Source organism: Gordonia sesuvii, from assembly GCF_036350415.1.
In the GTDB taxonomy this organism is placed as follows: Bacteria; Actinomycetota; Actinomycetes; order Mycobacteriales; family Mycobacteriaceae; genus Gordonia; species Gordonia sesuvii.
In genome coordinates this window covers 332,214-355,582 of the sequence record NZ_JAZDUF010000004.1, presented here as the reverse complement: position 1 = coordinate 355,582, position 23,369 = coordinate 332,214, and the positions used below count along the sequence as shown (strand labels likewise).

Here is a 23,369-nt window from a genome sequence, read left to right as displayed (position 1 = left end):
TCGAAAGGACTCTGAACCGATGGGGGATGCGTTGAACCAGGCGCGTGGCAGGCATCGTCAGGTCGACGAACATCGGATGCCTTTGCGGATGACGGTGACATCGGCAGCGCTGGCCGCATCGATCGCGACCGGCATGGGTGCCGGACTGGCGTACGCGGTCCCCGAGCAGGGCGGCACGAGTCCCAGCGTCCCTGAGCAGGGCGGAATCACTCCCAGCCAGGATCCGCCGGTGCAGGGCGGAACCACGCCGTCGCCCGACGTCGCGCCGGTCAACGTGCCTGGCCCGGGTTCGCTGCCGGCGCCGCCCCAGGAGGCGCCGTACCAGCCATACGTTGAGCCCAGCACCTACACGGCTCCGACCTACGAGGACGCGTACAACCCGGTCCCGGAGCGACCGCTCAGTGCCCCCAAGCCGTCGGCCCCCGTCCGTCCGATCGCACCGCCGCCGGAGAAGATCCGCGTCGGCAACTTCATCACGGACATCCCAGAAGGCATGTCCGAGAAGGACGTCAACTCCGTCAACGCCTGGTCCGCGTATGGCGAGTCGAAGATCGCTCAAGGCCTGATCTCCGTCGGCGTGCCCGAAGACGAGGCATCGCGACAGGCTGCTTCCACGATCATCGGTGTGATGACCGGTGGTACTGCGGGTGCGGTCACGCTGGGTATTCCGGCTGCGGCGATGGGTGCTGTCGGTGGGGCGATCATCGGCGCAGGCATTGGTGCGGGAGTCGGTGCAGCGATGACGTGGCCAGCTCCGGGTCCCCTAGTTGGCCCAGGAGCCGGAATTGGCGCAGGCGTTGGTGCAGCAGTCGGTGCAGCCGGTGTCGGCGCCGCAGGCGCTGCTTTGGGCGCGGCAATCGGCGGAACCGCGGGCGGCGCTCTGGCGTACGCCCTCGGCGCCGGCGACCCGGGCGCGAATCCAGACGCCCCCTGGCTCGACGAGCAGAAACGTGAGTCGCTACCGAACCCGGACGCCAACCAGTTCGAGCTGAAGCTGTCGCCGGAGGACGCCCAGAAGGTGGGTCTGCCCTCGATCGACTATGTCGTGAACTCGCGCGGAGATGTTCAGATGTCGATCGCCGGTTTGGAAGCCGGCTGGTCCGTCGAGCAGGCGATGGCACCGTACGGCGTTCTTGGCGCAGGTGCGGCCGACTCGGCGCGGGACGGAACGAAGCAGCGTACCGACCAAGCGCAGGACTCGATTCCGGATCTTTACGTCGCGTGGCCGCAGGAATCTGCCCCGAAGTACTAGCCAGCTTCATACATCTACTCGCCCGTGAGGCCTTTGAAGGAGGGAAACCCGTTGCTACGCAGAATCTCCTGCATCTTCGCGATTCTGGTGAGCGCAGTAGTTCTCAGCAGTGTTGACTCGAGCTTCGCAGGGGCTGCGCCGTCAGCGAAGACGCTCGCGAGCGACAACTTCGGAACCTTTGGAGATCGTCACTATTGCCATGGGACGGTCAACGCCAGGCTCAGCGCGCCCCACGGTAAGCCGGGAGTAGTTCGCCTGACACTAACGTCATTCGGATTCGCGGGATCTGGACCTGCTTGGAAGAAGGATCCGAAGTGCCGAATCACTTTCGGCACGAGTCACATTAGCGCAATCGCTTGGAATCGCGAGCACTTCTTTCAGGCTGCCTTCGGTCCACGAAGGGGTGAATCGGTGACGCGCGACATCTTCACGGGCTCGGGGCTTATTCAGTTCGGTGTCGTTCCGTACTCAACGAACACGCCGGTAAGGGCACGACAGGGTTATGGAGTCGGGTTCTTCGTCGTTGTTCCCTGACTCGTCCTGCCTCGAAGGGATCTCGATGATTGCACGCAAGTTGCTCGTGGCCATGCTCACCGTAGTGGTGGGGGCACTCACGGTCGTGGGAGCAGGATCTGCCTCGGCAGAACCCCAGCTACCTCGAATCCCGCTGTACAGCGACAACTTTGGCACTGTCGGAGATCACTCCTACTGCCGCGGCGCGCTGAACGTGGGAGTCGAAGCGCCCAGGGGCAAGAGTGGAACCATTCGAGTCACGGTGAGGTCGTTCGGCTTCACGGGCAACGGTCCGGGGTGGCAGCGCAATCCGAAGTGCCGGTTCCTAATCTTCCTGAGCCAGATCAGCGCCAAGTACCCGCTCGGCAAGGAGACGTTCCACCCGGTCTCGTTCGGTCCCCGTCCTGGCGAGAAGTTCGTCAAGGAACTCAATCCCGGCCCGGGACTGGGCTCGTTCAGTGTGGCAACCTATGCCATCAACCAGCCGGTGCGTCTCCCGCAGTCCTACGGAGGAGTCGGGTTCCTGACCGTGGTCCCGTAGTTCCCTCCATGCATCGATGAGCACGTGAGAATGACACCTGTCAATTAATTGACAATTGACCATTCTGATGTCCTGATCTACGTTTCTCCCTATGCGCGGGCAATCCGTCTCCGAACCAGCTGTCGATCGGCGAGTGCGGCGATCACGGACGGCGCTCTTCGCCGCTGCAGTCCGTCTGGTATCCGAGAGACAAACGACCGCAATCTCTCTCACCGAGCTGGCCGAGGCCGCCGACCTAAGCCGTCAAGCCGCATACTCGCATTTCGCGGATCGCGACTCTCTGATCGTGGCGGCCGGAATGGATTTGATCGAGCGGGAACTGTTTCCGCAACTGGTCGACTGCGAAGGCGGGGCTTGGCGTGACATGGCCGTGCTTGCCACGACCCACCTCGCACGCCACCGGGAGTTCTATCGTGCCCTGGGGACCGGTCCATGCGCGTACCCGACCAAGCAAGCTGTGTTGTCGGCGTTGGCTGCCCCGGGTCCCGGTGGACTATTGCTGCCTAGCCTCGAGGGCGGTGACGTTGCCACGTTCATCGTCGGAGGCTGCATCGCGATGTTCACACGGTGGCTCGATGAGGGTGGTGACCTCCTTGACCCCGACGACATGGCCGATCGGCTGCTCGGCGTCGCGGGTCAGTTCATGCTTGGGTCGGCCAATTGACAAGAAATACAACAGAATCAGGGGGGAGATCGTGGTGAACTGGATGATGCGGACCGTCACAATACTTGCGATTGCCATCGTCACTTTGTTGATGCCGAACGCGATCTCGGCCGCCTCACCCTCCGGGACAGAAGGTGTCGCCGAGCCCGTCCGGTCGGCGGGTTGTCGAGCTGCGCCGACCCCTCCGGGCTCGTCGGTCCAGCTGTTCTCTGCGGTCGGTCGTGCAGGGGACTACCTGCAGGAAGTCCCTCGACTGCCCTCGCGCACACCCATGCCCGTGGTGTTCGACGTCCACGGTTACCTGCAGCCTGGCGCATTGCAATCCGCATGGAGCGGTATGGCGGCGTACGGAGCCCGACACGGCTTCGCCGTCATCACTCCGGAAACCCACGTGCTCCCACCGAAGTGGGATTCCGGCGCCGACGGTATCGACATCGACTACCTGGAGGCGATGCTCACCCACGTCGAGCAGACGTTGTGTATCGACAAACGTCGGGTGTACATGACCGGGCTGTCGATGGGGGCTTTCACGGCATCGTCGGTCGCCTGCCAGTTGGCAGATCGATTCGCTGCGGTCGCGCCGGTAGCCGGTGTGCAGGATTTCTCGTGGTGTCGCCCGTCCCGTCAGGTGCCGATGGTGGCCTTTCACGGTACAGGTGACGAGATCATCTCCTACGACGGCGGAGTTGGGCCACGCGGAATGCTGTTGCCCGCGTTGGACGGCTCGTTGCGCACAATCGGACAGCAGATGAGCCAGGACGAGGCATCTCCGAGTATGCCGAACGAACAGAGCATCCCGGATCAGGTCGGGCGGTGGGCCGACCGCAATGGCTGCGGCGCCAACTCGGTCACGCGGACAGGGGCCGTGGACGTGGCGCGGACCATCTACCCATGTGCGCCGGCGAACTCGGTGGAGCTGTACACGATCCACGGTGGCGGGCACAACTGGCCGGGTGGAGATCCGACCCTGGCTGCGACACCGATCACCGGGCCGATCACATCCTCGATCAGTGCGACCGCAATCATCTGGGACTTCTTCCGGCGACACCCGATGACGGGACTCGTCTCGGATTAGCCGAGTGGTCGATAATCGAACCCATGACCCCCGAGGACCTCGACCGCATCGAAGCCGTCAAGCAACTCAAGTACCGCTACTGGCGTGCATGTGACGGCAAGGACCCCAAAGGTTTTCGGAACTGCTTCATCCGCTCGGGCGCGCGGATCGACTACGGGCCACTCGGCACGTTCGACGACGCGGAACCGATGGCGGAGATATTCGAACAGGTGGCGTTGCACAGGGTCGACGGGGAGTACGTCATCTTCGACATGCACCACGGGCTGCACCCTGACATCACACTCACGTCCGACACCACGGCCACCGGCCGCTGGACCCTCAAGTTCCGCCAGGTCAGTCTGCTCGACCGCACAGAGACTGTGATGACGGGTGAGTACGACGACGAGTACATCGTCGAGGACGGCGAGTGGAAGATGTCGGCGAGCACCCTCACCGAACGTTGGTCGATCCAACGCCCCCTCGGCGACGACGCCCGCGTACGGGTCGGGACGTTCACGACTCCCGACGACTGACCTGTTCGTCGCGGGCCCGCCACGCCGCCAGCGCGGTCGCCGCGCACACCGGACCCCAGACCCGTTCGACCTTCGACCGCGACACCGAGTTCATCACCGTGCCGACCACCATCACACCGGTCAAGGCCGCCAAGCCTTTCTGCCGGACCTGCGGCTCGCCGACGCGCCCGACGAGGCAGCCGGCGCCGGCCACATAGACCACCGCCGCCACCCCGCTGGTACGCCGCAATCCGACCGGCAGTCGTCCGCGATGACCACCGCCGTAACTGGCGACACCCCATGGCGCACCGGCGGCCAGCGCAGTCTGAAATCCCGCCAGGCCGGACAGCAGGGCGGCAGTGGTGAGAGTCGCGGGCTGCGGGGTCGACGCCATGGGGCCAGGGTACTCAGAACGGCGCCGGACCACCGTTGCGTCGACGGTTCCGGGATCGCTCCGCCCGGCGGCGGGCATGCTTGTCCGCCACCCGTGTACCTGCTCGGGTGGGCCGATCCTCCTCGGGGACTTCGCTTCTCGGTGGAGCCTTGGCGGGTGGCGCGCGGAATCGGATGCGTCGCAGGCCGGGGAACAGGTCTTCGTTTGTCTCCGCGGGTCCGGGCAGCGTGAGTCCTTCGGGCGTGGTGAACTCGGTGACCAGGCGACCGGTGGGGTCGCGGTACTGGTCATCGAGCCATTCACCGAAGGTCTTCAGCAGATGCCCGGGCCGACATTTGGAGTTGAGGTTCTCCGAGGTGGTCTGACCGCCGGATTCTGGATCGTCGTGGTCGTACTCGTCGACGTGGTCCAGGTCGCCTTTGAAAGCGCTCTGTCCGCAGCCCGGTTCGACGCAGTAGCCGTCGCGGATGCGCGTGTGGGTCGCCAACGCCGTCGACGGCCGGTAGGAATCAGATGGACCGTGGGCCGGCAGCGTGAAACCACCGTCGGCATCGGGTTCGGTGCCCTTCGGCACGAGACGCGACACCACCGTGTCGGGCCGTGCGGCGATGTCACGGACGTGCTCGTCGGAGATCACGCCGTGACCATCCATGAAGCCCGGGTTGTCGGCGCGGCCCTCGAGAGTGCCCTCGTCGCACACCACGTGCAACACGATCTTGGCGTCCACCGGCGGCACGGTACTGGGCTCGGGGATCTGCGCGGTGCAGTCGTCGCGGCCGCACTGGCACTCGAACGACGTACCCGACAGCAGTGCGAACATGGCGTCGGACATGCGTTGCGGCTTCGTCCGCTTGTCGTGCTCGCAGGCCGTGTCGGCGAGTGCGGCGACCGCGGCAGCGGCGATGCGAACGTTCTCGGCAGCCATCAACCCGGTGATCTCCGCTACCCCGTCGCCACGGGCCTCGGTCCACACGCCTCGCTCATCGAGCGCCTCTCGACGTCGCTCGCGAACGCAGTCCGGGTCCAACCGGAAGATGGTCCGATCGACCATGTCGCGCAGACGCTTACGCGGCCACGTGCCCTTGCGGGATCGGAGGAGCTGAGCGATCGTCGCATCGATCTCCGGAGTGACCGACTGGCCGTCGAGGAGGTCGGTGCGGGAGACGATGAGCTTCGCCTGCCACGGCGCAATCACCCCGTCACGCAGGCAGTCGAGAACCTCCGGCAGACGGTCACGCAGCGCGACCGCCTCGTTGAGCAGCTTCTCGGCCTGATCGCGCGATACTCCGCGAAGACCCGCGATGCGGGCGGCGGCGTCGGCGAAACCGTCGACGACGAACCTGTCGGACTCCCCTCGTGCGGCCACGAGTCGGTCGTACATGACTGCCACCGAACGGTATTCGCAATAGGCCAGGTAGGAGCGCCCACGATCGATGTCGCCGAGGCCGAGGAGCAGATCGTTGAGCGGCTCCTCATCGGGATAGGCCGGGTCGATGCCACCGACATATGTCGACGGCAACTCCTGCCACGACGACGATGCTGCTGGCACGACAAAACCTTCCGGAGATCCGACATGATCTCAGGACACTCGCTGTCATCGTCATCTCCGGGCCGCCCCACGGCTGCCCGGACTCTCGTCATCATTTGATCGATCCTGTTGATACCAAGCTACAACAGGCCACCGACAAGAATGGTCGCCAGCCGATGGCGGTGCTCAGGCGGTGTCTATCTCGGCGAGTCCCCGCTGGATCGTTGCCTCGATGTCGGCCGCGATCCTCCGATGGCGGTCCGCAGCAGCCGGATCGCCGATGAGGTCGGCAACCTCGGCGAGCACCGTGTCGACCGGACCGAACGCCACACTGCCCGAGTTGAGGCCGGCGACGGTGCCCGACCATGGACTCAGTTCGTCGTAGAGCCGTCGAGCGGGCCCGACCATACCCAAGCGGACCAGCGCCCGCGCGTGGAACACCTCGAGCGCCGTCCAGTAGTAGTCCCGACTGACATAGGGGTCTGCTTCCGCGATCGCGCGGGCCTCGTCCTCGCGGCCCGCATCGAGTAGCGCCACGACATGGACCCAGGCGATCGAGTGTTCCGCGCGGTTGAACACGGCTTCGGTGAGATCGACGATCGCGCCGATCGAGCCCCGAACCCATCCGATGGAGAGATGACCGATGAGGGCGAACTCATCACTCGACGGAAGGCCGGCGGCAGCGAGCTGATTGGCCAGCATCCCGTACGTCTCCTCGGCGCGATCCAGGTTGCCCCGCAACAACTCCAGCACGGCACCGAAGGACGACATCACGACCACCAGCTCGCCGACTCGGCCACTCGTCGCGCATTCCACCGCACGATGCATCTCCTGCATGGCGCCGGGGAGATCGTTGTCCGTGCACCGCAGCATGAACTGGTAGAAGCGGGCAGCCGCCTCGTACTCGAGGCTCCCGGCATCCCGGGCAGCCGACAGGAACTCGGCAGCGATGCGCGGATACTCCTCGCGCAGGTCGGGACCCAAGGACGTGAACGCGCGGGCATTGAGGGCGGCACAACGCAACTCGTCGTCGTCGATCCCGGCAGCAATGTCGACCGCCTCCCGCGCACAGTCGATGGCGAACCGGTCCTGATTGCCCTCGAACTCGAACACTGCGGTGAGCAGCAGACGCGCACGGTCGGCACCGGACGACCCGGGCAGTGCGGCGAGCAGCGCCGAGGTCATCACCTCGTCCGCAACACCCTTGAGGCGAGTGGTCCAGATCGTGGGCGTCCGCCAGGACGTCAACGCGGCCAGCATGAGCGACTGGTCGCCGGTCGTCTCGGCCAGTCGCAGAGCCTGAGCGCGACGGCCGCGCGCGGCGGTGATGTCACCGCGATGCGCGAGCGCCGTGACGAGGTCACACAGCGCATGCACCAGAGCCACGCGGTCGGCCACCGCCGCGGTCTCGCGATGATGACCGACCAGCTCGTGCAATTCGACGGCGTACTGCCACAATTGGGCGGAGTCGGCCGCGAGGTCACTGTCCGCGCGCATCCGGGCGGCCGTCGTCACCACGGTGATGGCCTGTTCTGCAGTGGCGGTGGAGGCGCCCAACGCGGCGTGCACGGCGAGTTCGTCGGCGGGAGCCCGGCCGGTGTCCTGGAGGTATTCGAGTGTGCGCCAATGCAGGCGACGACGACGTAGCGTCGGGATGCTGTCGTACACGGCGTCGCGCATCAGGACGTGGGTGAACCACACGTCGTCGGCCCCGGCGGCGAGCAAGCCGGCGACCACCGCGGTGTCGATGGCGTCGAGAACGTCGTCTTCCGGCTGTGTTCCGTTGGGCCAGAGGGCGACCAGTGTGTCGAGGTCGGCGCGGCGTCCGCAGATGGCGATCAGTCGTAGTGCGGTCACCGTATCGTCGGGCAGGCGTTCCACCCTTTGCAGCAACACCTCCCGGACGCCGGTGGGGATGGCTGTCTCGGCGCCGCGAGATCCCCGGGATGCGACGAGTTTGGCGAGTTCACGGACGAACAGGGGATTGCCGTCGGTGCGGGATCGCAACAGCGCCAACGTCGTGTCGTCGAGGGGATCGAGGCCGACCTCGGCAGCGAGGAACCGGATGCCGTCGTCGGAGAGTCCGGCCAGGGCGAGCACGTCGGCGGTGGCCGATATCAGTGAGGCCCCGGTCGCCATCAGTTCGGTGTTCGCCTCGGACGGCCGGTACGTGCCGACGATCAGCAGCGGCTCGTCGGCCAGCCACGTGACGATCTGGCGCAACACCTGCAGGGTGGCGCTGTCGGCGCGATGGGTGTCGTCGAGCACCAACACCGTGCCGGGGACTCCCGAGGGTGCGGCCTCGCAGGCGGCGCGCACTTGCCGGGCGATCAAGAACGGGTCGTCGAGGTCGGGGTCTCCGCCGAGCGCTCCGACCACCTCACGCCACGCCCACGCGGTCGGCGCTCCCTCGACCTCGGGGCAGTGTCCGACGGCACCACGCCAGCCGGCCACCCGCATCCTGGCGACGAACTGTTGGGACAGTGTTGATTTGCCGCCGCCGGCCTCGGCCGTCACCCAGACGACACGAAGCCCGCTGTGACGTACCGCCTCGGCGTGTCCGGTCAGCCGCTCGAGTTCGGTTTCCCGCCCGGCGAATTCGACGGCGGCCGCCTGTTCCGGTCTGGTGGCCGGCAGCGATGGTGAGGTGGGCTCCGCGCGGACCTCGATGTCGAGCCCCGGGTCCTGGGTGAGGATGGCCGTCTCCAGCGCACGCACCGCGGCCGTCGGGTCGACGCCGAGTTCGTCGGCGAGGTACTCCCTGAGGCTTCGGAGCGTTTGCAACGCATCCGCCTGACGGCCGAGTCGGTAGTGCGCGAGCGCCAGGAGCCGGAACATCTCCTCGCGGCCCGGGTGCTGATCGCAGACCACGCCGAGCGTTGACACCACCTCCGATGGCCGGCCCAGGTCGAGTGCGGCGGCCGCTTGCTGCTCGACGGCGGACAGGTGGATCTCGGTGAGCCGGGCGACGTCGGCACGGGCCCACTCGTCGGTGGCATGCGGACCGAAGGGTTCCCCCGTCCACAGCGCGAGGGCGTCGGTGAGTTCTGCGTATCGGGCGGCGGCGTTGCCGTCGGCATGGGTGACGCGATCGTGGAACCGCCACAGGTCGACGGCATCCCGCGGAAGCCGCAACGCGTAGCCGGGCGCTTCGCTCACCAGGATGCGGGCCGCTGCCCGGGGCGTCCGGTTCGGTTCGAGGATGCGCCGAAGGTTGGAGATGTGCACCTGCAGGCCGCCGAGTGCCTTCGGCGGCGGCTCGCCGTCCCACAGATCGTCGATGAGTCGATCCGTGGACACCACGTGCCCGTCGGCCGCGACGAGGCGGGCGAGGACGGCGCGTTCGCGGCGCGACTTGATCTCGGCGGGTTCGCCGTCGACGTCGACGCGGACGGTTCCGGACAGACTGACGGTGACGACGGGCCTCGACTCGACGTCACCCGACATCGCTCACGCTCCTCGCGTCTGTCAGAAGGAGCGGTCCCAGCGAACCACCGACTGCATCACGTCGGGGAACTTCTTCTCCGCGTAGCGGAGGTACTCGTCGATGTGTTCGGACATCTCCGTCATCGACGCCGGCGCGTCACGGTCTTGCATTGCGCGGAAGATGGATTCGTGCGCGGCCAGGGTGGCCTTGCGGCGGGACTGCGGGAAGTCGAGTCCGACGATGGTGCTGTTGGTGACCTCGAGCAGGGAATCCGCCAGGTAACCGAGCAACGGGTTGTCCGACGACCACGCGATGATGTCGTGGAACTGCTTGTTGGTTTCCAGGAACATGTAGCGGTCGCCGTTCAGCGAGATCCGCATCTGGTCGATGTTCTCGCTGATCTCGGCGAGCTTCTCGTCCGAGATACTCGCCGCGGCAAACTTGGTGATGACCGGTTCGATGGCGAGCCGGGCCTCGAAGATCGCCTTCAGCGGTGCGTTCTTCAACTGCATCAGGAGCACGAACGCACCGGACAGGAAGGACGCCGTCGGCGACTGCAGGACCGGGCCACCGCGCGGTCCGGGCTTCATCACGATCACACCCTGGAACTCGAGCAGCCGTAGCGCTTCGCGCAGGGTGCCGCGGCCGATCTGATAGCGCTCCACCATGACCTTCTCGGGCGGCAGGAGATCGCCGGGACCGAGCCCGGCGTCGTGAGCCTCCTGGATGATGCGCTGACTCACGACGACCGCGGCCTTGGGCGAGCGACCACCGGCCGTCATGTCTGCTCACCCACTGATGTCCTCCTGCGTTTCACTGGTACCCCCATAGTCGGCGAACGCGTCTGACTGGTGCTTTTCCTGGTTCCTGCTCATTAAGGTACATATGTTTGTCAGGAATGGGGCGTGGATGCGGCTGGCTTCGGCCCGATCAGCTCCCGAACCGCTCGTGCGCGCAGCTGCGGATGGTGTCGAGTTGCAGACCGAAGGTCGGCCCTCCGCCGGTGCTGTATTCGATCAACCGCTCGGCGCCTCGGTCATAGAGGCGTCGAGCTCCGGTCGCGTTGCCGCGCTCGTGATGGGTGAGTCCGACGCAGAGTTGTGCCAGGCCCTGCCAGAGTGGGCGCTCGCCCGGCGGGCAATTCTTCCAGCGCGTCTCGAACACCTCGTGGGCCGAGAACGGACGCCCCTCGTCGAGTAATCGTCGGGCGAGGTCGATGGTCTGCTCCGGAGGCAACGGGTCTTCGGGAACCGGCTCGACACCGTCGGCGCCGTAGGGCAGCGGTCGACCCAGCGCATCACGCGGCCGCGCCTGACGGGCGCGACCCTTGGAATCACGGTCGCGATGCTGCGTCATCGTGCCACTCGCATGAACCCGACTCTACGTGGTACTTCCGCGTGACCACCGTCGATGCCTCAGCTGCATCGATACCGCGGACATTTGACTTGGACATGAATGGATGTGCGGTCCTACCGTCGAATCATGGCTCAGGTCACGTCGAGTGATCCCCGACGCGACCCGAGCCGCTCCACCGATTTCGACGACTCGAGGGGTGCCTCCCATGACCACCGCCCAGCGGACCGGACCGGACACGACGCAGGAGCTGACCGGCCAGATGATCATCGCCGGTGACCACGTCACCGGAACCGGAGATGCCATCCACGCCGTGAACCCGGCCACCGACGAACGCCTGCAGCCCGCCTACGCCCACGGCACCGCCGCCGACGTCGCGCGGGCCACCGCGGCGGCAGCCGAGGCGTTCGCCGTCTACCGCAACACGTCGTCGTCCGATCGGGCCACGTTCCTCACCGCCATCGCCGACAACCTAGATGCCGCCGTCGATGCCCTGGTCGACCGCGCCACCGCGGAGTCCGGCCTGCCGGTTCCGCGGATCACCGGCGAGGTCGGCCGCACGTCCGGCCAGCTGCGGCTGTTCGCGTCGGTGCTGCGCGAGGGCAGCTGGCACGGTGCCCGGATCGACCCGGCCCAGCCGGACCGCACCCCGATGCCGCGCGCCGACATCCGCCAACGCAAGATCGCCCTCGGTCCGGTCGCGGTGTTCGGCGCCAGCAACTTCCCGCTCGCGTTCTCCGTGGCCGGCGGTGACACCGCCTCGGCGCTCGCCGCCGGCTGCCCCGTCGTCGTCAAGGCCCACGACGCCCACCCGGGCACCTCGGAACTCGTCGGCCGCGCGATCACCGCCGCCATCGCCTCGACCGGGATGCCCGCCGGCACCTTCTCGCTGCTCTACGGCAGCGGCCCGGATCTCGGCATCGCACTGGTCACCGACCCGAACATCAAGGCCGTCGGATTCACCGGGTCCCGTTCGGGCGGGACAGCACTCGTCCGTGCCGCGGCGTCGCGGCCCGAGCCCATCCCGGTCTACGCCGAGATGAGCTCCATCAACCCGGTGTATCCGCTCCCGGGTGTGCTGGCCGCCAAGGCCGCCGACCTGGGCAAGGCCTTCGTCGGCTCGCTCACCATGGGTTCCGGCCAGTTCTGCACCAACCCCGGCCTGGTCATCGCCGTCGACAGCCCCGACCTCGGCACCTTCGTCGCCGCCGCCGCGGACGCGGTGCGTGAGACCACGCCGACGCCGATGCTGACCCCCACCATCGCCGCCTCCTACGCCGACGGCGTGCAGACCTTCGACGGCGCCGCGCAGGCGGTCGCCCGAGGAGCGGAATCGACGGCGCCCAACGCCTGCCGCGCCGCACTGTTCACCACCACAGCCGACGACTTCCTGGCGTCGGAGACGTTGCAGCAGGAGATCTTCGGCTCCTCCAGCCTCGTCGTGAAGTGCCGCGATCAGCAGCAGGTGCAGGAGGTGACCGCGAAGCTCGAGGGCCAGCTCACCGCGACCATCCACGCCGACGACACCGATCACACCGCCGCCGGCGAACTGCTCCAACTGCTCGAGCTCAAGGCCGGGCGCATCCTGTTCAACGGATGGCCCACCGGCGTCGAGGTCGGTCATGCGATGGTGCACGGCGGCCCCTACCCGGCCACCTCCGACAGCCGCACCACCTCGGTCGGCTCGCTGGCCATCGAACGCTTCCTCCGTCCCGTCGCCTACCAGGACGTCCCGGCCTCGCTGCTGCCGACACCGGTCGCCGACGGCAATCCCGAACAGATCTGGCGCCGCATCGACGGCGAACTCTCCCGCGACTGACCAACCCGCACAACCATTTCCAAGGAGTCCCCATGCTCGACGGTGTCCTGTTCTTCCCCGTCACCCCCTTCGATCATGACGGAGAGGTCGACTACGACCGCCTCGTCGAGCACATCGAGCGCGGCGTCGCCGCCGGCCCCGGTGGCGTGTTCGTCGCCTGCGGAACCGGTGAGTTCCACGCGCTCGGCCTGGCCGAGTTCGGTGAGATCGTGCGCCGCACCGTCGAGACCGTTGCCGGACGTGTCCCGGTGTTCGCCGGGGCGGGCGGTTCGCTCGTGCAGGCCAAGGAGTTCGCGGTCAGCGCGAAAGTCAATGGTGCCGACGGCATCCTGCTCCTGCCGCCGTACCTGGTGACGATGCCGGCCGCCGGTCTCGCCGAGTACACGCGGGCCGTCGCCGCGGCCACCGACCTGCCGCTCATCGTCTACAACCGTGGCAACGCGGTGTTCGACGAGGTCTCGGCGGTCACGGTCGCCAAGCTGCCCACGGTCATCGGATTCAAGGACGGCACCGGCGATCTCGACAACGTCGCGCGGATCGTCATCGCCGTCAAGAAGTCGCTGGCCGGCACCGGCAAGGAGTTCCTGTTCTTCAACGGACTGCCGACCGCCGAGATCACCCAGCAGGCGTACCGGGCCATCGGCGTCACCCTCTACTCGTCGGCGACCTTCGCGTTCGCGCCGGAAATCGCTCTCGCCTTCTACAATTCGCTGGAGAGCGGCAACGACGAGCTGACCGAGGCCCTGCTGCGTGACTTCTTCCACCCGCTGGTTCGTCTGCGCAACAAGGTGCCCGGTTACGCGGTGTCGCTGGTCAAGCATGGCGTCACCGTGGAAGGCATCGATGCCGGACCGGTCCGTGCGCCGCTGGTCGCGCCCACTCCCGAACACCAGGCCGAACTCGAGCAGATCATCGCCGCCGGGCGCGCCGTGCTCGCGGGCTCGCTGGCCGTCAACGCCACCGCGTGATGACCGTGTCCACCATCCGCCGGGTTACGGTCACCCCCGTCGCCTTCGTCGACCCGCCACTGCTCAACACCGTCGGCGTCCACCAGCCGTATGCCTTGCGGGCGATCATCCGGATCGAGACCGACAACGGCCTGACCGGCCTCGGCGAAACCTACGCCGACACCGCGCACATCGCCCGGATGGAGGCGGCCGCGGACGCGATCATCGGATCGGATGTGTTCGCCCTCAACCGCATTCACCGAATCATCGACGACTGTGTGGCGCAACTGTCGGTGACCGGCGGTGACGGTGTGGCCGGCATGATCACCACGGCGAGTACCACCGACCGGGTGTTCTCACCATTCGAGGTGGCCTGCCTAGACATCCAGGGCAAAACCCTCGGGCGGCCCGTCAGTGACCTGCTCGGCGGAGCGGTCCGCGAGGCGGTGCCGTTCAGCGCCTACCTCTTCTACAAGTGGGCCGGGCATCCGGGCGCCACCGGAGGCATCGACGAGCACGACCAGTGGGGCGAGGCGATCGACCCCGACGGACTGATCCGTCAGGCGCACCGCATGATCGACGAGTACGGCTTCACCGCCATCAAACTCAAGGGCGGGGTGTTCCCACCCGACGAAGAGGTCGCCGCGATCAAAGCGCTCCACGCCGAATTCCCAGACATCCCACTGCGACTCGACCCGAACGCCGCGTGGACGGTCGACACGTCGGTGCGGGTGGCGGCCGAACTCGACGGGATCGTGGAGTACCTCGAGGACCCGACCCCCGGCCTCGACGGCATGGCCGAGGTGGCAGCCGAGGCGAAGATGCCGCTGGCGACCAACATGTGTGTGGTCGCATTCGATCACCTCAAGCCCGCCGTGCTGAAGAACTCGGTGTCCGTGGTGCTCTCGGATCACCACTATTGGGGCGGTCTGCAACGCTCCCGTCTGCTGGGCGGGATCTGCGAGACCTTCGGCATGGGACTGTCCATGCACTCCAACTCGCACCTGGGGATCAGCCTGGCGGCGATGACCCACCTCGCCGCGGCCACACCGAATCTCACCTATGCCTGTGACACCCACTGGCCGTGGAAGTTCGAAGATGTGGTCAAGCCCGGAGCGCTGCGGTTCGTCGACGGCGCGGTGCCCGTCCCGACGGGTCCCGGACTCGGCGTCGAGATCGACGAGGCTGCGCTCGAGCGGCTGCATCAGCAGTATCTCGACTGCGGTATCCGCGACCGCGACGACACCGGCTACATGCAGTCGATCGACCCGAGTTTCGTGAACACCAGCCCGCGGTGGTGAGGTTCCCGGCGTTCAGGCGTCGCCTTCTGCTCCGGGCGACGGGCTCGCCACACGCTCACCGAACCACGCGATCAGCGCATCGGACTCGTTCTCGCGCACCAACAGTTTGATCATCGCGGACGTATCGATGTAGGTCACCGTTCGGCGCGGATCTCATCGAGCACCGTGGTCAGATCCCGTTGCGGCAGCCGTTCCGGTGCGATGGCCTCGAGGAGGCCTGGCCGGCGGGCGGGTACCAGCACACCGGCGTCGATCAGCGCCTCCCTGCTGCGTTCGGCTTCTGACACCGGGACGATTCGCGCGACGGCCCGTCCGCGGTTGGTCACCGTCAGTTCCTCGCCCGCCTCGACCCGGGCCAGGTACCTCGACGCGTGCCGGCGTAGTTCGCGGAGGCCGATCGTCGTCATCACACCACGGTAGCGCTCACAGTGCTACCGCACGGTCGGTCATGAACAGTCACCGCCGCCGTATGAAGTACACCGCCGCACCCACGGCGACGACGACGATCCCCGCGACCACCGAGCCGATCGGCAAGGTCGCCGCGAGCACTGCGCAGCCGGCCAGGCCGATCGTCGTGACGACCCGCGACGGCCGGCGTTCGTCGCGACTCAACGTCGCCGCCGAGGCGTTGGCGATCGCGTAGTAGAGCAGCACACCGAACGACGAGAACCCGATCGCGGCCCGCACATCGGCGGTGGCGGCCAGGACCGCGACCACCACACCGATGGCGATCTCGGCGTGATGCGGTACGCGATGTCGGGGATGGATCGCGGCCAGCGTCCGCGGCAGGTGCCCGTCACGCGCCATCGCCAGGGTGGTGCGGGACACCCCGAGAACCATCGCCAGCAGGGAACCGATCGCGGCGATCGCCGCCCCGATCTGCACGACCGGCGCCAACGCGGGAACGCCTGCGGCACGAACTGTTTCGACCAGGGGTGCGGTCGCATCGGCCAGGCCGGACGGTCCGACGACGGCGAGAGCGGCCACGGCGACGGCCACGTAGGCGAGCAGGACGATGCCCAGCGCCGTGGGGATCGCGCGTCCGATGGTGCGCGCCGGATCGCGGACCTCCTCGCCGAGGGTGGCGATCCGCGCATACCCCGCGAACGCGAAGAACAGCAGCCCCGCCGCCTGCAGCACCCCATACACCGACGCGTCGGACCCGATGCCGAGGTTGTCCGCCGCATCGTCGGGGGTCGAGGCCACGGCCGCGACCACGACCGCGGCGAGCACCGCGAGGACCACCGCGACGATCACGCGGGTGACCAGCGCCGACTTCTGGATGCCGCGATAGTTGACCGCGGTCACCCCGACGACCGCTGCGACGGCGACCGCGTGCGCATACTCGGGCCACAAGTAGACACCCACGGTCAGCGCCATCGCCGCGCACGACGCGATCTTGCCGACGACGAAGCACCAACCGGCGAGATAGCCCCACACCTCGCCGAGACGTTCGCGGCCGTACACGTACGTGCCACCGGACACCGGGTACAGCGCCGCAAGTCGCGCCGACGACGTCGCATTGCAGTAGGCGACCACCGCGGCGATCGCGAGACCGATCAGCAGGCCCGATCCGGCGGCGTCGGCGGCCGGCCCGAGCGCCGCGAAGATACCGGCCCCCAACATGGACCCCAGTCCTATGGTCACCGCATCACCGACACCGAGTCGTCGAGCGAGTTCCCCACCGGTCGCGCCATCGGAGTGCGTCACGACCGCGACCCTAGTTGATGAAAGTTAAGGGTTTCCCCCGATGTCCCGAGAGCCTTCGGCGGATACGTTCGGCATGTGAAGGCAATCGTGCAGGATCGCTACGGCGGGCCGGAAACGCTTGCGCTCGCCGACGTCCCACGCCCGGAACCCGCCGCCGACGAAGTCCTCGTCGAGATCGCGGCCGCGTCGGTCAACGCACGCGACTGGCACCTGATGCGCGGCGATCCACGCATCGCCCGACTGGACCGGACGCACTTCGGCCGACACGCCCCGAAAGCGCGCATCCGCGGAACGGACTTCGCCGGCACCGTCGAGGCCGTCGGAGCCGAGGTGAGTGACCTGGCAGCGGGCGACGAGGTCTTCGGCGAATCCGACGGCGCCTTCGCCGAGTACGTGTGCGCCAACAGATCCGCCGTCGCTCCCAAGCCGTCGAACCTTACGTTCGCCCAGGCCGCGGCCGTACCCCTCGCCGGGATCACCGCGTTGTGTGCCCTCGCCCCCGTCCGGCCCGGCCAACGGTTGCTCGTCATCGGGGCCTCCGGCGGTGTCGGCACGTTCGCCGTCCAGATCGGTGTCGCGCGGGGCGCGCACGTCACCGGCGTGTGTAGCACCCGCAACGTCGACCTGGTGCGCTCGCTCGGCGCCGACGTCGTCATCGACTACACCCGCGACCCCGTCGTGGGCAGCTTCGGCGTCGTCGTCGACCTCGCCGGCACTCGTAGCCTCCGCACACTGCGTCGACTGCTCGCCGCCGACGGCACGCTCGTCCTGTGCGGCGGTGGAGCGCCCAACGGCGACCGGATCAGCGTCCTCGGTCCGATCAAGCTGATCGCCGCCGGCCACATCCTGGGTCGCCTGATTCGGCAGACGGTGGAGATCCCCACGGCTCATCCGGATCGCGCAATGCTGGCCGAACTGACGGAGCTGATCGAATCGGGACAGGTCAGGCCCGCGATCGATCGGACCTACGCCCTCACGGACGTCCCGGCCGCGATCGACTACATGGAAACCGCCCATCCGCAGGCGAAACTGGTGATCGACCTGAACATCTGACGGCCGGTGGCATCGGTGGGCTAGCGTGATCTACGAACCCCGCCCAGCATCAACGTCGTGATACCGAAAGTGGATCGATGTTCTCCTTGTCGCGCCTCTCCTGCTTCATCGCCGTCGCCGAAGAGCTGCACTTCGGCCGTGCCGCCGAACGGCTGCACATGACCCAACCACCGCTGAGCAGGCAGATCCAGCAACTCGAACATGAGCTCGGGGTGCAGCTGATCGAACGCAGCAGCCGCGCGGTGTCACTGACCGCGGCCGGATCGGCCTTCCTGCCCGACGCCCGCCGCATCGTCGCACTCGCCGAGAGCGCCGAGCTCACCGTGCGGCGTGTGCCGGCCGGGGACCTCGGCTCGGTCAACATCGGTTTCACCGGGGCGTCGGCCCGGGCGGTGCTGCCGCGACTCATGCAGCGGGCCCGCGAGCGGCTGCCCGATGTGCAACTCGTGCTGCGGGAGATGGTGACCGCGGCTCAGGTGGAAGCCCTGGCAGGCGGTGATCTGGATCTGGGCATCGTGCGCCCACCGATCTCGCGGCCCGGGATCTCGTCGCGGCCGCTGTTCCACGAACGGATGGTCGCGGCGCTGCCGGCCGACCACCCGCTGGTCGACGTCGAGCACATGGCCATCGAGGACTTCGACGGTCAGGCGGTCATCATGTACTCGCCGGTGGACGCCCGCTACTTCAACGAACTCCTGATCAGCACCTTCACCGCGGTGGGTGCCTCACCGCGCTACGTCCAGTACGTCACCCAGGTCCACACCATGCTGGTGCTCGTGCATTCCGGTCTGGGGATGGCGCTGGTGCCCGAGTCGGCGATGACCATGCACCCCGACGGCGTGGTGTTCAAAGAGGTGACCGCGATCCGCGACCGACCGGTACAGATGAACGTCGCGTGGCGCAGTGACAACACGAATCCGGCCCTGGCGCGTCTCATGAGAGACGTTCTGCCGGAACGTGAATGGATCTGAGATCAGACGGCTGCGCGAACGGGCGGCTTGACGGCCACCACGGGGCACTGCGCGTCGAGCAGCACACGCTGGACGACGCTGCCGGTGAGGAGCTTGCCGACGGGGGAGCGGCGTTTCTGGCCGATCACCAGTAGTTCGGCGTCCTCGTCGTAGGACGCGTCGATCAGCTGGTCGGCATGCGACAGACTCTGGTCGTTCTCCAGCACCTTGTACGCGACATCCGCGGCTCCGGCTGTCTCGCGGGCCTTTTCGAGGTCGACGACGAGGTCGGGTGACGACGCGCTGTCGCCGTCGGCGACCACGATCACGTCGGTGGCCCGCATCCGAGCCTCGGCGAAACCGAACGGCAGCGCGCCGCGACCTTCGGGGGTGGGTTGATAACTCAGGATGACGGTCATCGTGCTTCCTTAACGGCGTCGGGCAGGGGCTGGTGAGACGACCGGGGTGACGAGGTCGCCGGTGCGGAGGAAGGTGTCGAGGTTCTCCAGCGTCAATGCCTCCATCGCGGCGCGGGTCTCGACGGTCCCGCTCGCGAGGTGGGGCAGCAGGACCACGTTGTCCATCTCGATCAGCTCGGCGGGCACCTGCGGTTCCCCGGCGAACACGTCGAGTCCGGCACCCGCGAGGCGGCCGGCCGCAAGCAGTTCGACGAGTGCATCCTCGTCGACGACACTGCCGCGGGCGACGTTGACGAGAAAACCGTTGGGGCCCAGTGACTCCAACACGTCGCGATCGACGAGATGGCGGGTGGCCGAACCGCCGGCGGCCGCGACGATCAGGACGTCGACGGTGGCCGCCAGTTCGGCCGGCGATTCCGCGTAGCGATACGGCGAACCGGCGACCTCTCGGCGGTTGTGATAGGCGATGCGGCAACCGAATGCGTTGAGCCGGTGGGCGATGGCCGAACCGATGCGGCCGAGACCGAGGATACCCACGGCGGCACCCGAGACCTTGCGCGTCAGCGGTACGTTGCCCTCGACCGGCCAGCGTCCCGCCCGAACGAACCGGTCGGCGGCGGTGAAACCGCGCATCGTGTCGAGAACGAGCCCGACGGCGGTGTCGGCCACGCAGTCGGTGAGTACGTCGGGGGTGTTGCTGACGCCGATGCCGAGTTCGGTGGCGCGGTCGACGTCGGTCGTGTCGTAGCCGACCCCGAAGTGCACGATCGCGCCGAGGCCGGGCAGCTGATCCATCAGTTCTGCGTCGACCCCGGTGCGTCCCGACGTGACCACCACCCGCACATCGCGGGCATGTTCGGACAGGAAGCTCGCGCGTGCGGCGCCGTCCGGCAGTCGTTCGGCACCATACGTGGCGGTGAGTGTCTCCTCGAGCGAGGGCTTCAGTGGGCCGACCCGCAACACGCTGTTCGTCGTCGACGAATCAGCTTGACCCCCATCGACTTCGGGTGTCATGGCGGTGGTGGTGAGGCTGTCGGCCATCGGTCCTCCTCGACCGGTCGGGGCCGTCGACGGCCCTGCGCTGGATGTTTCCACGGTAAGAGGGGGCCGAGTCACCCGTCCAACACGTAAATAACATGGATCGATACCCAACCTGTATGGATGGTCGCCCTCTTGATTCGACGGCGGCAATGTCGGGTCGAGAACCGACAGGTCAGGGCCCGTTTCGCCGCTCTCGGGTGGTCGACGAGGCGTCTCGAATATCGGTGAGTACACCGCCAAAAACGCCGTTTCCTGCGGTTTTGCGCTGTTGACGTTCGACGACGGGCGCTCTTAGCGTGTGTCTACCGTCACAGACAGCGGTGCAGCCCAGCGAGGTCACTCGCACTCTTTGTTCATCGGAGGTTCCCATGCAGATCGCAGTTCTGCGATCCCCGAAGCGCCGCCGGCTCGTCGGTGCACTGGCCGCCTCCGCGGCGGCCGTACTGGCTGTCAGCGGTTGCAGTGTGGCCAACACGACGCAGAGCGAGAGCGCCAGCCCCGACACCCTCCGCATCGTCCTCCCGCAGGAACCGCCGACGCTCGAGCCGTGCGATGCCTCGCTCACCGCGACCGGCGTCGTCGTGCGGTCCAACATCACCGAACCGCTCATCGAGCGCGATCCCGACTCCGGCGACCTGCAGCCCAGCCTCGCCACCTCCTGGGAGCAGGTGGAGCCGAACGTGTGGCGCTTCCGTACCGCGCAGGACATCGAGTTCAGCGACGGCACCCCCTTCACCGCCGAGGACGCCGCCTTCTCCATCAACCGCACCTTCAACGGCGCCATCGGCTGCGACGTCAACGGGTACGTCTTCGACGACAGCGAACGTCAGGTCACCGTCGTCGACCAGAACACCCTCGAGGTGCGCACCACGACCCCCGACCCGATTCTCCCGCTGCGGATGTCGTTCATCGAGATCGTGCCGCGCACCACCGACGACTCCGGCAAGGTCCGCGAGCCGGTCGGGACCGGGCCCTACATGGTCGACTTCTGGGACTCCGGCCAGCGGATCGCGTTGAAGGCCAACCCGAACTATCACGGCGAGGCACCCGAATACTCCCGTGCCATCTACCAGTGGCGCACCGAGGGCAGCGTGCGCGCGGCCATGGTGACCAACGACGAGGCCGACCTCGCCACGTCGCTGGGACCCGAAGACGGCGCCGGCGACCTCGGCACCGCCTACGTCAACAACGAGACCACCGCGCTGCGAATTCAGGCCTACGACGCCCCGCTCGACGACTACCGCGTGCGGGAGGCCATCGATCTCTCCATCAACCGCGAAGGCATCGTCGACGCCCTGTTCCAGGGCCTCGGCACCCCCGCGGGGCAGCTCGTCGGACCGGGCATCGTCGGATACAACGAGCAGATCGAGCCCACACCCTACGATCTCGCCCGGGCGAAGCAGCTGGTCGACGAGGCCCGCGCCGACGGTGTGCCGGTCGACCGCACCATCACCCTGATCGGCCGTACGGGGCAGTTCCCGAAGATCAACGAGACGATCGAGAACATCCAGTACACGCTCAGCCAGGCCGGCTTGAACGTCGACATCCGGATGATGGACACATCGGGTCAGATGCAGTATCAGACCCGGCCGTTCGTGCCGGGTTCCGGGCCGGTGCTGCTGATGATCATGCACGGCAACCAGGCCGGTGACACCCAGTTCACCCTGGATCAGTACATGCTGTCCGACGGCTACCAGAGCACCTATGGCACAGCGGAATACGACCAGGAGATCCTCGCCGCGGAAGCCCTCACCGGGCAGGCCCGCCAGGACGCGCTCGCGAAGGTACTCGCCGACGAGCCGACCCAGATCCGCCAGTACGCCTACATCGCACACATGCAGGCCGTCCTCGCCAAGTCGAACAAGGTTGCCTACGAGCCCAATTCGGCCACCGGCGACGAGATGCGGCTGGCCGACATGACCCACGCGACAGCCAGCAACGACTGAAACCGAGGCAACCGATGCTCACCTTCCTCCGGCGCCGGATGATCACCAGCCTGATCCCGCTGATCATCGTCCTCTTCGGCGTCTTCTTCATGGCCCGACTCACCGGTGACCCCACCAACCTGTATCTGCCGGTCTCCGCGACCCCGGAGCAGCGCGCCGAGTTCGCCGCCGCCAACGGCCTCGACAAGCCGATCTGGCAGCAGATGTTCGACTACCTGTCCGGGGTCATCCACCTCGACTTCGGTGAGTCGCTCAAGACCGGTCAGGAAGCGGCGAGCATGGCGCTCAACGCATTCCCGGCCACCCTGCAGCTGGCGTTCGTGACCTTGCTGCTGTCGGTCCTCGGCTCGGTGATCATCGGCTGCTGGGCCGCCTACCGGCCCAACTCGCTGGCCGACCGCTTCTCCAGCCTGCTGTCGATGACCGCCGCCAGCGTCCCCGACTTCTGGTTCGCCATCACCGGCATCTGGATCTTCGCCGTCGTGTTGGGCTGGCTCCCCACCTCGGGAACCGGCGGTGTGCTGGCGTGGGTCCTGCCGATCGCCACCCTGATGATCCGGCCCCTCGGCGTGCTCACCCAGGTGGTGCGCGGCGCGATGGTGTCGGCGCTGTCGGCACCGTACGTGAAGGTCGCCCGCAGCAAGGGTGCCGGCGATCTGCGGGTCGTCACCCACCACGCCCTGCGCAACGCCGCCGCACCGGCACTGACCGTCGCCGGTGACCTCGCCGTCGGACTCATCAACGGCGCGGTCATCGTCGAGGCCATCTTCGGCTGGCCCGGCATCGGCAAGCTGATGATCGATTCGATCCTGCAGCGCGACTTCGCGGTTCTCCAGGCCGCTGTGCTGTTGACCGCCGTCAGCATCTTCATCCTGAACATCGTGATCGACGCCGGGCTCGCCCTGCTCGACCCGCGAGTTCGCGACAAGGCCACGGTTTAAGGAG

22 protein-coding genes are annotated in these 23,369 nt (G+C 67.2%); 12 read left to right on the top strand and 10 right to left on the bottom strand.

The features are described from left to right. The first annotated feature begins 19 nt into the window (after positions 1 to 19). From VZC37_RS15470 to VZC37_RS15450, 5 genes are all read left to right on the top strand, one after another. The gene (locus VZC37_RS15470) at positions 20 to 1,252 is read left to right on the top strand and encodes a hypothetical protein (RefSeq protein WP_330433454.1); all 1,233 of its coding nucleotides are present in this window, start codon (positions 20 to 22) and stop codon (positions 1,250 to 1,252) included. A gap of 775 nt (positions 1,253 to 2,027) precedes the next feature. After that, positions 2,028 to 2,306: a hypothetical protein gene (locus VZC37_RS15465; protein ID WP_330433453.1), complete on the top strand. Its 279-nt coding sequence runs from the start codon at positions 2,028 to 2,030 to the stop codon at positions 2,304 to 2,306. Positions 2,307 to 2,397: 91 nt separating this feature from the next. Further along, a complete protein-coding gene (locus VZC37_RS15460) occupies positions 2,398 to 2,970 on the top strand; it encodes a TetR/AcrR family transcriptional regulator (RefSeq protein ID WP_330433452.1) in 573 nt (190 codons plus the stop codon). Between the two features lie 337 nt (positions 2,971 to 3,307). Further along, on the top strand, positions 3,308 to 4,045 hold the full coding sequence (locus VZC37_RS15455; protein WP_330433451.1) for a CE1 family esterase: 738 nt from the start codon (positions 3,308 to 3,310) through the stop codon (positions 4,043 to 4,045). A 23-nt stretch (positions 4,046 to 4,068) separates the two neighbouring features. Further along, positions 4,069 to 4,557, top strand: coding sequence for a nuclear transport factor 2 family protein (locus VZC37_RS15450; RefSeq protein WP_330433450.1), 489 nt, complete (start codon positions 4,069 to 4,071; stop codon positions 4,555 to 4,557). On the opposite strand, the gene VZC37_RS15445 is transcribed toward VZC37_RS15450, so the two are convergent. From VZC37_RS15445 to VZC37_RS15425, 5 genes are all read right to left on the bottom strand, one after another. Further along, a complete protein-coding gene (locus VZC37_RS15445; protein ID WP_330433449.1) occupies positions 4,538 to 4,930 on the bottom strand; it encodes a hypothetical protein in 393 nt (130 codons plus the stop codon). The genes VZC37_RS15450 and VZC37_RS15445 overlap by 20 nt on opposite strands. A gap of 13 nt (positions 4,931 to 4,943) precedes the next feature. Continuing rightward, the gene (locus VZC37_RS15440; RefSeq protein WP_330433448.1) at positions 4,944 to 6,479 is read right to left on the bottom strand and encodes an HNH endonuclease signature motif containing protein; all 1,536 of its coding nucleotides are present in this window, start codon (positions 6,477 to 6,479) and stop codon (positions 4,944 to 4,946) included. A 165-nt stretch (positions 6,480 to 6,644) separates the two neighbouring features. Then, entirely contained in the window at positions 6,645 to 9,905 is a 3,261-nt protein-coding gene (locus VZC37_RS15435) for an ATP-binding protein (protein ID WP_330433447.1), read from the bottom strand. Between the two features lie 21 nt (positions 9,906 to 9,926). Beyond that, complete coding sequence (locus VZC37_RS15430) at positions 9,927 to 10,667, bottom strand: FadR/GntR family transcriptional regulator (protein ID WP_330433446.1); 741 nt, start codon at positions 10,665 to 10,667, stop codon at positions 9,927 to 9,929. Between the two features lie 148 nt (positions 10,668 to 10,815). Continuing rightward, complete coding sequence (locus VZC37_RS15425; protein WP_330433445.1) at positions 10,816 to 11,241, bottom strand: DUF309 domain-containing protein; 426 nt, start codon at positions 11,239 to 11,241, stop codon at positions 10,816 to 10,818. A gap of 205 nt (positions 11,242 to 11,446) precedes the next feature. Here VZC37_RS15425 and VZC37_RS15420 point away from each other — a divergent pair, with 205 nt between their 5' ends. Genes VZC37_RS15420 through VZC37_RS15410 form a run of 3 tightly spaced genes read left to right on the top strand, consistent with a single transcriptional unit; the run spans position 11,447 to position 15,305 of the window. After that, positions 11,447 to 13,057: an aldehyde dehydrogenase (NADP(+)) gene (locus tag VZC37_RS15420; RefSeq protein ID WP_330433444.1), complete on the top strand. Its 1,611-nt coding sequence runs from the start codon at positions 11,447 to 11,449 to the stop codon at positions 13,055 to 13,057. 32 nt (positions 13,058 to 13,089) lie between these two features. Then, positions 13,090 to 14,025, top strand: a complete 936-nt coding sequence (locus VZC37_RS15415) for a 5-dehydro-4-deoxyglucarate dehydratase (RefSeq protein ID WP_330433443.1) — start codon at positions 13,090 to 13,092, stop codon at positions 14,023 to 14,025. Then, positions 14,025 to 15,305, top strand: coding sequence for a glucarate dehydratase family protein (locus VZC37_RS15410; RefSeq protein WP_330433442.1), 1,281 nt, complete (start codon positions 14,025 to 14,027; stop codon positions 15,303 to 15,305). Before VZC37_RS15415 ends, VZC37_RS15410 begins: the two co-directional genes overlap by 1 nt. A gap of 12 nt (positions 15,306 to 15,317) precedes the next feature. On the opposite strand, the gene VZC37_RS15405 is transcribed toward VZC37_RS15410, so the two are convergent. The 3 genes from VZC37_RS15405 to VZC37_RS15395 are packed head-to-tail and all read right to left on the bottom strand — an operon-like array spanning position 15,318 to position 17,015. Then, complete coding sequence (locus VZC37_RS15405; protein ID WP_330433441.1) at positions 15,318 to 15,443, bottom strand: PIN domain-containing protein; 126 nt, start codon at positions 15,441 to 15,443, stop codon at positions 15,318 to 15,320. Continuing rightward, the gene (locus VZC37_RS15400) at positions 15,440 to 15,712 is read right to left on the bottom strand and encodes a type II toxin-antitoxin system Phd/YefM family antitoxin (RefSeq protein ID WP_330433440.1); all 273 of its coding nucleotides are present in this window, start codon (positions 15,710 to 15,712) and stop codon (positions 15,440 to 15,442) included. Before VZC37_RS15400 ends, VZC37_RS15405 begins: the two co-directional genes overlap by 4 nt. Positions 15,713 to 15,761: 49 nt before the next feature. After that, a complete protein-coding gene (locus VZC37_RS15395) occupies positions 15,762 to 17,015 on the bottom strand; it encodes an APC family permease (RefSeq protein ID WP_330433439.1) in 1,254 nt (417 codons plus the stop codon). A 75-nt stretch (positions 17,016 to 17,090) separates the two neighbouring features. Between VZC37_RS15395 and VZC37_RS15390 the strand changes: the two genes are divergently transcribed. Then, positions 17,091 to 18,068 carry an NAD(P)-dependent alcohol dehydrogenase gene (locus VZC37_RS15390; RefSeq protein ID WP_330433438.1) on the top strand — a complete coding sequence of 326 codons (978 nt, stop codon included), beginning with the start codon at positions 17,091 to 17,093 and terminating at the stop codon, positions 18,066 to 18,068. Positions 18,069 to 18,145: 77 nt separating this feature from the next. Beyond that, positions 18,146 to 19,039, top strand: coding sequence for a LysR family transcriptional regulator (locus tag VZC37_RS15385; protein ID WP_330433437.1), 894 nt, complete (start codon positions 18,146 to 18,148; stop codon positions 19,037 to 19,039). 2 nt (positions 19,040 to 19,041) lie between these two features. Here VZC37_RS15385 and VZC37_RS15380 read toward each other — a convergent pair whose 3' ends face one another. Further along, positions 19,042 to 19,437: a universal stress protein gene (locus VZC37_RS15380; RefSeq protein ID WP_330433436.1), complete on the bottom strand. Its 396-nt coding sequence runs from the start codon at positions 19,435 to 19,437 to the stop codon at positions 19,042 to 19,044. 9 nt (positions 19,438 to 19,446) lie between these two features. Further along, entirely contained in the window at positions 19,447 to 20,451 is a 1,005-nt protein-coding gene (locus VZC37_RS15375) for a 2-hydroxyacid dehydrogenase (protein WP_330433776.1), read from the bottom strand. A 395-nt stretch (positions 20,452 to 20,846) separates the two neighbouring features. Here VZC37_RS15375 and VZC37_RS15370 point away from each other — a divergent pair, with 395 nt between their 5' ends. Both VZC37_RS15370 and VZC37_RS15365 read left to right on the top strand, forming a co-directional pair. Beyond that, complete coding sequence (locus VZC37_RS15370; protein WP_330433435.1) at positions 20,847 to 22,424, top strand: ABC transporter substrate-binding protein; 1,578 nt, start codon at positions 20,847 to 20,849, stop codon at positions 22,422 to 22,424. Positions 22,425 to 22,438: 14 nt separating this feature from the next. Next, positions 22,439 to 23,365, top strand: a complete 927-nt coding sequence (locus VZC37_RS15365) for an ABC transporter permease (protein WP_330433434.1) — start codon at positions 22,439 to 22,441, stop codon at positions 23,363 to 23,365. Positions 23,366 to 23,369 lie beyond the last annotated feature (4 nt).

Bases quoted from the DNA above. Each gene is read 5' to 3' on its own strand.
- VZC37_RS15470 (WP_330433454.1), top strand. From the start codon at position 20: ATGGGGGATGCGTTGAACCAGGCGCGTGGCAGGCATCGTCAGGTCGAC.
- VZC37_RS15460 (WP_330433452.1), top strand. From the start codon at position 2,398: ATGCGCGGGCAATCCGTCTCCGAACCAGCTGTCGATCGGCGAGTGCGG.
- VZC37_RS15455 (WP_330433451.1), top strand. From the start codon at position 3,308: ATGGCGGCGTACGGAGCCCGACACGGCTTCGCCGTCATCACTCCGGAA.
- VZC37_RS15450 (WP_330433450.1), top strand. From the start codon at position 4,069: ATGACCCCCGAGGACCTCGACCGCATCGAAGCCGTCAAGCAACTCAAG.
- VZC37_RS15445 (WP_330433449.1), bottom strand. From the start codon at position 4,930: ATGGCGTCGACCCCGCAGCCCGCGACTCTCACCACTGCCGCCCTGCTG.
- VZC37_RS15435 (WP_330433447.1), bottom strand. From the start codon at position 9,905: ATGTCGGGTGACGTCGAGTCGAGGCCCGTCGTCACCGTCAGTCTGTCC.
- VZC37_RS15430 (WP_330433446.1), bottom strand. From the start codon at position 10,667: ATGACGGCCGGTGGTCGCTCGCCCAAGGCCGCGGTCGTCGTGAGTCAG.
- VZC37_RS15425 (WP_330433445.1), bottom strand. From the start codon at position 11,241: ATGACGCAGCATCGCGACCGTGATTCCAAGGGTCGCGCCCGTCAGGCG.
- VZC37_RS15420 (WP_330433444.1), top strand. From the start codon at position 11,447: ATGACCACCGCCCAGCGGACCGGACCGGACACGACGCAGGAGCTGACC.
- VZC37_RS15415 (WP_330433443.1), top strand. From the start codon at position 13,090: ATGCTCGACGGTGTCCTGTTCTTCCCCGTCACCCCCTTCGATCATGAC.
- VZC37_RS15410 (WP_330433442.1), top strand. From the start codon at position 14,025: ATGACCGTGTCCACCATCCGCCGGGTTACGGTCACCCCCGTCGCCTTC.
- VZC37_RS15400 (WP_330433440.1), bottom strand. From the start codon at position 15,712: ATGACGACGATCGGCCTCCGCGAACTACGCCGGCACGCGTCGAGGTAC.
- VZC37_RS15385 (WP_330433437.1), top strand. From the start codon at position 18,146: ATGTTCTCCTTGTCGCGCCTCTCCTGCTTCATCGCCGTCGCCGAAGAG.
- VZC37_RS15380 (WP_330433436.1), bottom strand. From the start codon at position 19,437: ATGACCGTCATCCTGAGTTATCAACCCACCCCCGAAGGTCGCGGCGCG.
- VZC37_RS15375 (WP_330433776.1), bottom strand. From the start codon at position 20,451: ATGACACCCGAAGTCGATGGGGGTCAAGCTGATTCGTCGACGACGAAC.
- VZC37_RS15370 (WP_330433435.1), top strand. From the start codon at position 20,847: ATGCAGATCGCAGTTCTGCGATCCCCGAAGCGCCGCCGGCTCGTCGGT.
- VZC37_RS15365 (WP_330433434.1), top strand. From the start codon at position 22,439: ATGCTCACCTTCCTCCGGCGCCGGATGATCACCAGCCTGATCCCGCTG.